Source organism: Cellvibrio sp. KY-GH-1 (genome assembly GCF_008806975.1).
Lineage (GTDB): Bacteria > Pseudomonadota > Gammaproteobacteria > Pseudomonadales > Cellvibrionaceae > Cellvibrio.
Window position 1 is genome coordinate 1,131,032 of sequence record NZ_CP031728.1, and the last position, 12,364, is coordinate 1,143,395.

Sequence of the window (12,364 nt, forward strand, 5' to 3'; positions counted from 1 at the left end):
TTAGACGTATTCCACAAAATCTGGAAAAGCCGATTATAGATAGGAAAAAAGCGTCAGCTGACTGACCTTGGCAAAGCTCTGATGAGAGGCATTCAGAATCAACGTCTGCATGGACAATTGAATGCTTGCTTCGCTCACATCGACGCTTTCCAAGCTAGCCAATACGGTTTTACTCGATAAAGTAATGTCCATATTCAAGTCTTTCGCGCTTTCCAAGGTATTAGCTCTTGCACCCACCTCACCCTGCACCGCAACTAAATTCGTAATAGTGTTTTCAAGATTGGTCAGTGTTTTAGCAACTAACTTTGCTAATTCTGCTTTACTCTCCGGCGTATCCTGCACATTACGCATGACATCCGCAAAGCGCGACAAGGTAGTTAACAAACCTTGTTTATCCGTGGACTCAATAAAAAAACTGTCTCCCGGCTGGATCAACAGCCCGCGAGTAGATGACGTACCTAAACCCTGGGTCTTCAAGCCCGTTACATCATCTAAAAATGCGTTGCCCCCCTTGATAGTAACCTTGGCATTTGAATTAGAAATAATTCCCTGATCGGTGACCGTTAAACCCAAGCGCGCCAATTGCGCTGCATTGGCAGGATCATTAAATGCATTCGCTAAATCGGTCGCATTGGTTATGTTTTGATTAAAAGTAATCGATTCTACTTTGCCATTCACTTCTAGCTGGAAGGTTAAGGGCGACACACTAAAATCATGGGCTGCAGTAAACGCAAACGGTAAATTAACCGATGTGGTACCTGCCCCTTGGGTCGCAAAACCCAATGCAGTGTCTGTATTTAACGTACCGCTATTGATGTTGATATTTTGGCCGCTGGCTGAATGGAATCCGGTCGCATCAACAGTTAACCCTAAATTCGCTAATTTATCCGCATTACTATTAGGTGCACCCACGACACTGTTAAATGCCGCTGCCAAGTCCGTTGCATTAGTAACGTTTTGATCCAACAATAGCGTTTCGGTCTTTCCACCAACCGAAATTGAAATGTTGGTCGGCGTCAGGGAAAAGTCAAACGCACCTACAGCACCAAAATTCAAATCCGCGGCTATCGCTGCCTCTCCCGGATGGGGATTTCCTAAAATTTTAAAGCGTGCGCCGGCCACTTCAATGTCAACACCCGCCACGTAGGGTTGATTCACCAACAATTGTTTACCATTAGACTTTTGCGTTACCGTGTAATTAGTGGCCGACGCTGTTTTGGTGAAGGTAACCACCATGTCATCAGGGTAAAGCTTATCGAATTCCGCCTGATCAAATACTTGTCCGACGGTAATAATCGCAGGGGGATTTGATTTATTGGCAGCACTCGCAGAAGTATTAAACGTATTATGGCCGCTGGGAATATCGACAAATGCTTTCTTACCGGAATCACTCACCGCAACACTCACCGATGCAGATGCCTGCAACCGCAACTGACCTTCGTCGCCCAGATAATTAAAGTTTCCACCACCATCACCTACAAAAGGTTTAGTGTTACTTTGATATCCCGCAAAAATATATTGCCCTGAGGCGTTGCGCGTATTTTGTAAATTCAATAGTTCCTGAATGCGAGTTTCTACTTCGGCTGCCAGGGCATCGTAGTTTGACGCGGTCATTACCGCCGTGTTACCGGCATAAACCGCTTGCTCACGCATGCGATGCACGAGACCAACAATACTTTGCAGGTTAGTTTCTTCCAGATTCAAGCTGTTTTCAGCCACATCAATATTTTTTTTGTACTGCTCAGTACGCGCCAACTCCAGATTCAATTGCAAAATAGTCGCCGCCGCTACCGGGTCATCCGCCGGAGTCAACACGCGTTTTCCAGTTGCAATTTGCTCCTGGGTTTTGGTAATCGCCGCTTGCGCCTGACCAATACCGAGGTTGGCAATATTATAAATTTGTGTCGTGGATACGCGCATAATGAAATCCTCTTTTCCGGCAACAAGCGGCAACAACTTGCCAGTATCTTGCTGATAGGATATTCAACGCACAAAGTGTTCCAACTATGAAAAATATGAGGAAACTATTTTTTAGTTAATTGACGGAATTGCGAGACTGGTGTGATGGTGAAAAGTGTGGCCGCGATCGACGCGGAAGCAGCCACGTTTTAATAGTTTGTCACAGAGAATTTAATAACGTATCAAACAATTCTCGCGCAACAGATATCACTTGCGCATTGGCCTGATAAAGTTGCTGGAACTTAATTAAATCCGCCGCCTCTTCATCCAGGTTTACACCCGAAATTCCCTCTCGCATGGTGTTTGTTTGCTCTAGCAGACTTTTACTGGCTTCAGTATTGATTTTTGAGAGGTTACTTTTCGTTCCAACCTCTTCAACCATTTTTGCATAACCATCGGCAAAACTCAGACTGCCGTCTTGCAAGGTTTTGGCCGACTCTAATGCCGTCATTGCGAGTGCGTTGCGGTTATCATTACTGCCATTGGTATTAAAACCGACTGTAAATACATCACCCGCTTTAGGTTGACCGCTGACAGCTACCTGATAACCAATAAACGAAGACGCCGCAAAACCTGGCAGACTACTATCACCAAAATAGGGGCTGTTGGTTGGCGATGTTTGCAGGCTAATACCGTTTGCCATCGTAATATCTATACGCCCGCCAACAGTAACCGTACTCTGCTCAACGGTGCCCACAGTAAGCGGATCATCCTGGCCGATTAACCGCACATTCGGATTGCCACTGCCGTCATTGACATCAATAGAGTTAACGCCCGCGTTGGACGCAGACAGGCGAATATCCAAATTAACACCTGACGAAGCCACCAAGCGTAACTCAGGCGCACCAGTAATCGGGTTATTTGCGCTTTGTGCGCGAATACCCAATGCTTTCAAATTTTCATTGGAATTAATTCGTTCAGCGAGATAGTCATTGAACTCGGATTCGCTGACATTGGGATTAGGTACATCTGCGGCAAACGCCGTATTGGAATAATTATATTCTAATAAATTTTCGCCGTTGACCGACAACTGCAAGGGCGGTGCATAAGTCGTAGTATCGAAATTAATATCGGTAATGGTCGCCGTAGTGTAAGCATTGGCGGACACACCCGATAACGCACTAATTTGCGCAGCCGTTTGCGCAGCAGAGGCGCCAGGCGTAGTGGTAATAGTTTTGTTGGTGATTGCACCGGTTTCCGGGTCGCGAAACGTAAAACGAAGTTGTTCCGCCAAATAACCATTGGATTGGGGCAAACTGGCCGCGGTCATGGGCCCGGGCAAATCCGGCGGTTCAGTGGCAATTTGCGATGTGCGTCCTGCAGGAAGACCCACCCGCTCTCCTCTACCGGTAACACGGGTCTCGCCAATATCGGAGGTAAAAATATTGTTGCTCGCCCCTGGCACAAAGGTTTGGTCACGCATGGCCGGCACTAAATCTTTTGGATTTGCCGGGTCTGTGTTATCCAGAACGTCGTAAGTGGTTTCCGATGTAAAACGAATAATAATTGGCGGTGTTAACGTACCCGGCTTACTAAACGCGGGCAAACGGTTGCCAGCAGCGTCTACGAGACTTAACACTTCACCGGCACTAATTAACCCGCTGCCCGAGTTACTGGTATTACCTGCCGTACGAATGGGCGCTGCAAATGCCAGGTCTTCGGGGCGTTGAATTTCGGCGTGAATACTCTCCGCGCCACGTTTTGTCGGTTGGATCGTAAAAGTGTCGCCGCCCTGAAAAGAACCGCTGGTTAGATTAACGGTAATACCGTCAAAAGAAACTTCAGCCGGATAAACCCCGGTTAATGTGCCTTGATCAATAACCGCTTTATCCGATAGCCGAGTCACTAAATAGTTACTGCTACCCGGCAGGATTTCAAAGCGGTAATCGCTGGTCGTTAATTGGTTAACATCATCAATCGTCACAGAGATCACACGATCATCCGGCGATGCATTTGCGCCATGCATCACTCGGCTGGCAGTCAATGCGGGCTCATTAATATCACCAAACATGCGCTGGCCGTAATCGCCATCCAAATCGATACCGCGTTGTTGCTGGGTATTAAATTGATCTGCCATCGCCAGAGCTATTCGGCCCAACTCATTCATTGATGGGTACAACACCTGATCGCGAAAACCCAGCAGGCCGCCTAGTTGCCCGCCAGATATTTGCCCGCTGATATCACTGGAGACACCGTTGCTGGTAATTTGGATTTTTCCATCGTTGGTGACATTGAATGTACTCACTCCAACACCAACAACTAAGGGCTGACCGTTGCCGATAAACACATTCAAGTCGCCGTCATCCTGCTTCACGACTTGCAATGAAACCAGCTCGGATAATTGACGCAACGCCTCATCACGTTTGTCCATCAAATCGTTAGGTTCATTGCCATTTCCGGATGCGCGTTTATCAGCAATTGCCTGGTTTAATGTAGCAATGGACTTCGCCAGCGAATTCATCTGTGAGGTAACTGTACCCAGCTCACGATTAACACTTTTCTCGATATCATCCATGCGCTGATATAAATTGTTAAAGCGAATACTCAAACTCTCCGCCTCAGTAACAATTAATTGGCGCGCAGGAGTTGAGGCAGGGTCATTGGAACCATTTTGCATAGCAGCAAAAAAAGTTTGTAGCGAACCAGTAAGCCCGGTACTAATGTCGGCAAACAATTTATCGACCTTGCCGATATTGGTATTAAATTTATTTAACTGGTTATAGGTAGAAGTATCCAATCGCAGCTGTGCGGTAACAAACTCATTGACCACTCGCTCTATTGAAGTCGTGTTAACACCGGAACCTATGAACCCAGCAGCGCCAATATTTTGTTCTGGTCGCGTTGCGTAGTTAACTTCCTGACGAGTATAACCGGCGGTGTTAGCGTTGGAAATATTGTGACCGGCCGTACGCAGCGCATTTTGACTGGCCTGCAAACCGGAAATAGCGTTGGAGAGAATACCGGACATAGGACTACTCCACTAATTTCCGGCCAGCGACGGCCGCATTGGAAATAAACGATTGTGCCGCCTGCGCCACTTCGCTCACAGAGCGAATTGCGTCAGAGTTCAGCAGGCTTTTAATTTTTTTGGCATACAATGGATCAGTCGCGTAACCCGCCGATTGCAAAGCCTCCGCATAAGCAGACGAATTATTTCCTGCCTCCAGCGCATCCTGATAGCGAGGATTGTTTTTCATTAACTTCACATAATCAGAAAAACTTTCCGAATAATCGTTGTATTTACGAAAATCGGCTTTTTCACTCGCCGCAATTCCATCGCGGTATTCGAGGGTCGCGATATTTACCTTTCCACCTTCCCAACCAGTGTTAGCTTTAATATTGAAAAGATTAAAGCTGTTATTCCCTTTCTGGTCATGAATAACGTGTTTGCCCCAACCGGTTTCCAATGCGACCTGGGCAATTAACACGTCGGGATTAATTTGCAATTCGGCAGCCGCTTTTTCTGCATGCGGCTTAATCATCATGACAAAATTTTCCTGGCTTTCACTCACACTGGATTTTTGCCCGGCACGAGAATTCATCGTTTGGGGCTTACTCAACAACGCAGGAATATAAGCGGAGTTGAGAATCGGGTAATCTCGCGCTTCCACCTCACCTTGATCAGGGTTCAACAATGAGTTATTGGAGTTATCGCTCATGCGCATGAAATCAACAACCCAGGATTCGAGGTTCTCAAGGTCGTTAGCGAAAACCTCGTTTTCAGCATCGGCAACTGCCGCCGCAGAATCTTTATGAACCACAGCGGCAGGCAACTCACCAGTGTTGGCTGCAGATAAACCCCCTGTAGATGAACTACGGGTATCCGGCTTCATACTACCGCCATAGGCGTGTAGCATTTGCTTATAAAAATGATCTGCCAAACCAATACCACGACCACTGGTCAGGTTTAACACCATTTGCTGGTCGAGCATATCGCGATGAAACCGCGTAGTACTGCTATCGAAGTAATTGCCTTGTGAAAACACATCATTGGCTTCGCGCATGGTTTTTAGCATTTGTTGTACAAACATGGCTTCAAATTTTTTGGCGATTTCTTGTAATGCCTGTGGATCTTTGGCGCGCCCCATCGCCTTGACAGAATCAAGTGAGTTAGCGTCAAGATAAGTATCCTGCACCTGAGGTGTTTTTACGCCGGTATCGACAGTTAACATTTTAGATCACCACTAATTCTGCTTTAAGTGCACCCGATTCTTTGAGCGCTTCCAGAATCGCCATTAAATCGCTGGGTGATGCACCCACGTTATTAACGGATTTCACTATGTCATCCAGGTTGGCGCCAGGTGCAAACTTGAACATTGGGTTAGTTTCTTCATCCGCTTTAACATTACTACTCGGCACCACAACGGTTTGACCACCGGCCAATGCATTTGGCTGGCTCACGGTTAAACTTTCTGCCACGGAAACAGTAAGACTTCCATGCGTAACCGCGACTGGTGACACGCGTACATTTTTACCAACAACAATTGTGCCGGTGCGTGAATTGATAATGACCTTGGCAACCTCCTCACCGGGAGTTACCTCGACATTTTCGAGCATGGAAATAAAATCCACGCGTTGCGCAGGATTTGCCGGAGAATTCACCATAATAGAAACGGCATCTAACGGACGCGCTACATCTGGCCCCAACATCGCGTTAATACTTTTTGCCAATTGATTGGCGGTAGTGAAATCGGCGCGATGTAAATTAAATACAATCGGTTGGCCTCCCGCAAAATTGGTTTCCACCATTCGCTCTACGGTTGCACCACTGGGAATACGACCTGCACTCGGAATATTCACGGTAATTTTTGAACCATCGTTACCCGAAGCGCTTAAGCCACCAACAACCAGATTACCTTGGGCAACGGCATACACTTTTCCATCCAAACCTTTTAACGGTGTCATTAACAAGCTACCGCCACGCAAACTTTTCGCATTACTGATGGAAGAAACTGTTACATCAATAGTTTGACCAGGTTTGGCAAACGCCGGTAGCTCAGCTTGAATCATTACCGCTGCGACGTTCTTCATTTGCATGCGCGCACCTTCCGGTACAGTAATGCCAAATTGTTTCAACATGGAATTAAAGGACTGCACAGTAAACGGAGATTGCGTCGTTTGGTCGCCGGTACCATCAAGCCCAACCACGAGACCATAACCTACTAATTGGTTCGCGCGCACGCCGGCAACACTGGCAATGTCTTTAATGCGCTCGGCTTTGGCAGCAGTGCTCGCCCACATCAACACACCGATGACTAACCAACAAAAATTACGCATATATACCTCAACCAAAATGTTACTCGCACATCTACGACCAATTAGATTAGCGCCAGGCGTACAATTAAAGCGGCCACAAATCACTGTTAAAGAAGCGCGACAACCAACCCATTTGTTGGGTGCTAGCCAATTCGCCAGTGCCACTGTAGGAAATTTTGGCGTTCGCTAAACGCGTAGAAACGATAGTATTGTCTGGCGCAATATCTTCCGGGCGCACAATGCCACTGATGCGAATAAATTCATCGCCGCGATTCAAGGTAATCCACTTTTCACCACGCACAATTAAATTTCCGTTGGGCAGAATTTCTGCCACTGTCACGGTTATATTGCCTTGCAAACTATTGCTCTGGTCTGCATCCGCACTGCCGTCAAAGGTGCGATCCTGTTCCATCGTCGTGGTTAATTCGTTGCCCTTAATGGTGGGATTTACCCCCAACAACGGCCCTGCATTAAAATTCACACCGCTCTTTTTCCCGGTAGTTACGCCAGAGGATTTTCTGGACACAGTGCGTTCACTCAGGGTTACGGTAATGACATCACCGACGAAATGCGCTTTGCGATCATCAAATAGATTCATACCGTACGCATCCTGATACAAAGAACCTTCCGTGCGCTGTGGAACTGGCATATTGGCAGCGATAGTCGGTGCATACGCAGGATCATCCGCCATAGGTTTTCTGTTAGCACAGCCACTCAGCACAACAATCGCCGCAACCAGGCTGATAAGTTGAACGCTTGAGAAAGAAAATTGCAGGTTCATGATGCGGCACTCAAGGTAAAAACGTGATTAAAGATTCTGCGTGATAAACTGCAGCATTTGGTCTGCCGTTGAAACCACTTTGGAATTCATTTCATACGCGCGCTGGGTAGTAATCATGTTCACCATTTCTTCCACGATATCCACGTTGGAATTTTCCAACATCCCTTGCTTAATAACACCCATACCATTCTCACCGGGTGTACCTTGCACCGGGTTGCCACTGGCTACCGTTTCTACAAACAAGTTCCCGCCAATTGGTTGCAAACCTGAGTGGTTAACAAAATCCACCATGGTAATGGTCCCCAATTGTTGCGGGTCCACTTGTCCATTTGTGTAACCATTCACAGTTCCATCAGTGCCAATCGTGACTTTGTTGGTGCCCTCAGGAATTACGATGGCGGGTTCCAGCAATAAACCATCGGCATTCACCACTTGCCCTTCACCATTAATTTGCAATTGGCCATTACGCGAATAAACGATGCTGCCATCCGGTTGCAGAAATTGCAGAAAACCGTGGCCATCAATCGCAATATCGAGCGACTGATCGGTGACTTGTAAATTACCCTGGGTAAACTCTTTCTGCGTTGCAACAACACGCACACCCGCACCCAATTGCAAACCGGACGGCAATTCGGTGTCTTGCGTTTGCTGTGCGCCTGGCTGACGCTGGTTTTGATACAGCAGATCCTCAAAAATAGCGCGGTCGCGCTTGTAACCAATCGTGCTGGTATTTGCCAGGTTATTGGAGATGGTAGTGAGCTGACGATCCTGTGCTGATAATCCGGTTTTACTGACATAGAGTGCGGCGTGCATGATCTATTCCTCAGGTTAAATGCATTAACAAAACGCATTAAAAAATTACGACATTTGCAATAACTGCGCTGACGCTGCTGAGTTTTCTTCAGCCGTCTTCATTACTTTTACTTGCATTTCATATTGGCGAGAGAGACTCAAAATTTGCGTGAATTCTTCCACAGCGTTGACATTGCTCCCCTCGTACATGCCGCTGCGAATAACGACTTCAGGTGCAACCGCTGCATTCAAACCATCGCGCTGACGAAATAAACCGTCATCGCCTTTTTCAATGGTTTTGATATCGGGATTCACTAATTTCAATTGGCCAACCTGCACCATGGCTTCCGGCCCCTGGCCCAACCCCACAATCGAGATAGTGCCATCAGAGCCAATTTGAACCTTTTCATTTTCGGGAATATTGATGGGGCCACCCGCGCCCAGCACAGGCAAGCCATTGGAAGTGCGTAACATGCCGTTCGCATCAACAGCGAGATTGCCAAAGCGGGTGTAAGCTTCTGAACCGTCCGGCGCTTGCACCGCGATAAAGCCGTTACCCTGAATGGCGACATCCAACGAATTATTAGTTGTGATCATCGGGCCGGACTCAAAATTTGAACGCGGTGATTCAGTCAATGCATAGGCGCGAGTGGGCTGACCTTCCCCGTAATACACACCCATACTGCGCGATTGTTCAAAGTCAGCACGAAAACCTGTGGTACTGAGGTTCGCCAAATTGTTGGCGCGATTAGCCTGGGCCAACATATTGTTCTTGGCACCGCTCATGGCAATAAACAGGGCTCTGTCCACGATTTTTACTCCGGTTTCCAGCACTAACTACTAGCGCTAGTTTTTTGGCGAATTTGCCGTTACCGGAAGTTCTGCAAGAGCGGTGCCAATCTGTGGATGTGATTTAATATATTGAAAATTAAAGATTTTTTCCGCTTACGTAGGGGCGCAATTTATTGCGCCCTGATGATTAACCAAATCATCGAATAGAAAGCGGCAAAGAGCTTCCGCTCTTTGCCGCTGTGTGAATGTAATTTTAATCTGTAGGGGCGCAATTTATTGCTCCCTTTTTATTGCGTCCGCATGCATTACCGGCCAGCTATTACCTCAAATTGATAATGGTTTGTGTTGTCGCATTGGCGGTTTCAATGGTTTTCGCATTCGCTTGATAGTTGCGCTGGGCGATAATCAAATTCACCAATTGCTCGGACAAATCTACGTTGGATTCTTCTATTGCACCCGCTGTTATGTTACCCAGTTGTGCGGAACCGGGAGCACCAATAATTGCTTCACCCGTTTCAAAGGTTTGTGCCCACATGGTATCGCCTACCGGTTTCAGGCCGTCAACACTGCTGAAGTTGGCCAACGCCACCTGCCCCAGAACCTGAGCTTCACCGTTGGTGAAACGCGCAAACACGATACCGGTATTGCTGATATCCAAACCAGCGAGGCGGCCAGTGGCGTAACCATTTTGATCTAACTGCTCAACGGCGAAGTCACCTTTAAACTGTGTACTGCCCGCCAAATCAATTAAAAAGTTGGAACTGGCCGGCGGCTCAGCAACGGGAACTGTACCGCCTTGCAATACATTGAGTGGGCCTAGCGCACCGATTGGGTCGCCATCTTCACCCAGTGGCGTCCAGTTGGAAATCAGCATTGAGTCAGTGGTGAATGGATCAATAGTACCGTCCGAATTGAAATGAATATTGAATGACGCCATGGTTGGCTCAGTATTCTGTGGCGATGGCAATGATGGATCCGGATCACCTACATTCTGACCATCAATTTGTACGTACATAATCCAATGATTAGGTGATGTCAGTGGATCTGCAGGGTCATATTCTTGCTTAACGAAAAAGTGACGCATGGAATGCGCATTACCCAAACTGTCGTAAATCGTCGTAGTGGTTGCATGGTTATAGGTTTTTTGATCGATAGGGTTAAACGCATTAATCGGAACAGGCGTAAAAAAGTTGGGCACATTAATCGAACCGAACATACTGCCGCCATATACAGGAACTGTGGGAGCACTACTTGCAATCGAATAGCCTTCTTGCATAGTAACTGTCACAGCACCACCTATTTTAATTGCATCGGTTGTGTTGTTTACGATTTGCGATGTCCCCTGATTACCTTGTACTTCAGCAACGCCGCCGGCAGTGTCAAAGGTAAATTCCAAATCTTTACCACTGGCAGATACGATTTCCAGGTTGCCGTCTGAATCCAGCGTCGCACTAATCCCCAACAACGTCGATGAACTTAACGCGTTGATCTCATCGCGCATTGCAGTCATGTCTGGAGCACCGGTAGAGGTCAAGTTAACGCCATTCAAACGGAAAGAACCGTTATTGGTAAACACTTTGGGAGGCACAGCCAACGCATCGGACGCATACAAAACTGCCGTGGTGCGCGCGGTCGCCGAAACGCCCGCAAGTTTATTGAGTTCAGACGCAGTTTCGTCTGCACTTGCGCCGTATTTACTGATATAGGGCACATCTTTTCCATTAGGCCCGCGAATGACTAACGTATGCGATCCATAGTTGTTGGTCACCTCTGGAATTCCCGCATCGTGTGCCGTTGCATGTGGAGTACCCGCGGCAGTGCTCACGGTAGTTACTGCAGTCGTCAATGCGTTTGGATCAGAGTTGGGAGCATCAATTGTCACAGTAACCGTGGACGGTGTGCCTGTTGCCAAATCGCGGAATTTTAATTCATTAGTGGTATTGTCCGCATAGGCTTCCACGTTGACCGGGCTGGCGGAATCAAAGTTCGCGGAGTTAATTAAGGTCGCCAGCGCCGATAAAGATGTTGCAGAACCAGTATTCAGGGTTAGATAAACGCTGTCGGTTGCAAGGCTCACCGGGTCAGTGCGCGACAGGGTAAACGCCGTTGTATTTGCCGCGCTGAACGTCAGTGGCGTTGCTATCGCCCCCAAGTTCAAGGTAGTGGTGGTGGCAACTTTCGCACCTAGCTGCGCCTCATTAATACCCGAACCGTTAGTGGCAAAACGAGATCCCGTGGTTTCCAACACCACTTCGCTCGAATCCAGATTAAATGATGCATCCACCGCGGTAGTTTGACGCGGCTCTTGCGAACTGACATCAACGCGCAAATCACCCAGAATTCCGCTCACATTGCCCGCGTCGTCCGCAGCAAAGCCTTGCAGCAACGCACCGGTACCATTCACGATATACCCGTCTTTATCCAAGCCAAAAGTACCTGCCCGGGTAAACAAACGTTCGCCATTTTTTTCTACCACAAAAAAGCCTTCGCCATTCACCGACAAATCCAATTCATTCTGGGTGAATTTCAAATTGCCTTGGGTAAATTGTTGGCGAATATTTTGAATGGTTACACCGCTACCGGGCGTATTAGAACCACCACCCAATAAAGTGCTTGTGTATACATCGCCAAATTCAGCGCGCGAAGTTTTAAAACCAATGGTGCTCGCATTGGCTATATTGTTACCGGTCACTTGCAGATCAGTATTTGCTGCACGAATTCCGCTTAACGCTGTATTGAACGACATATTACACCTCGACCATAGGGACTAATGGCTGAAAATTT

General features: G+C 47.4%; 8 protein-coding genes. All 8 read right to left on the reverse strand.

Going from position 1 to position 12,364, the window contains the following annotated elements; translation table 11 throughout:
• Positions 1–33: 33 nt before the first annotated feature.
• Entirely contained in the window at positions 34–1,920 is a 1,887-nt protein-coding gene (flgL, locus tag D0C16_RS04745; RefSeq protein WP_151031249.1) for a flagellar hook-associated protein FlgL, read from the reverse strand.
• 199 nt (positions 1,921–2,119) lie between these two features.
• Positions 2,120–4,927, reverse strand: coding sequence for a flagellar hook-associated protein FlgK (gene flgK / locus D0C16_RS04750; RefSeq protein WP_151031250.1), 2,808 nt, complete (start codon positions 4,925–4,927; stop codon positions 2,120–2,122).
• A 4-nt stretch (positions 4,928–4,931) separates the two neighbouring features.
• Positions 4,932–6,131: a flagellar assembly peptidoglycan hydrolase FlgJ gene (flgJ, locus tag D0C16_RS04755; protein ID WP_151031251.1), complete on the reverse strand. Its 1,200-nt coding sequence runs from the start codon at positions 6,129–6,131 to the stop codon at positions 4,932–4,934.
• Between the two features lies 1 nt (position 6,132).
• On the reverse strand, positions 6,133–7,236 hold the full coding sequence (locus tag D0C16_RS04760) for a flagellar basal body P-ring protein FlgI (RefSeq protein WP_151031252.1): 1,104 nt from the start codon (positions 7,234–7,236) through the stop codon (positions 6,133–6,135).
• 64 nt (positions 7,237–7,300) lie between these two features.
• The gene (gene flgH / locus D0C16_RS04765; RefSeq protein WP_151031253.1) at positions 7,301–7,996 is read right to left on the reverse strand and encodes a flagellar basal body L-ring protein FlgH; all 696 of its coding nucleotides are present in this window, start codon (positions 7,994–7,996) and stop codon (positions 7,301–7,303) included.
• Between the two features lie 27 nt (positions 7,997–8,023).
• Complete coding sequence (flgG, locus tag D0C16_RS04770) at positions 8,024–8,809, reverse strand: flagellar basal-body rod protein FlgG (RefSeq protein ID WP_151031254.1); 786 nt, start codon at positions 8,807–8,809, stop codon at positions 8,024–8,026.
• A 45-nt stretch (positions 8,810–8,854) separates the two neighbouring features.
• On the reverse strand, positions 8,855–9,598 hold the full coding sequence (gene flgF / locus D0C16_RS04775; protein WP_151031255.1) for a flagellar basal-body rod protein FlgF: 744 nt from the start codon (positions 9,596–9,598) through the stop codon (positions 8,855–8,857).
• Between the two features lie 301 nt (positions 9,599–9,899).
• Positions 9,900–12,326 (reverse strand): flagellar hook-basal body complex protein, encoded by a 2,427-nt coding sequence (locus tag D0C16_RS04780; RefSeq protein ID WP_151031256.1) that lies wholly within the window; start codon positions 12,324–12,326, stop codon positions 9,900–9,902.
• Positions 12,327–12,364 lie beyond the last annotated feature (38 nt).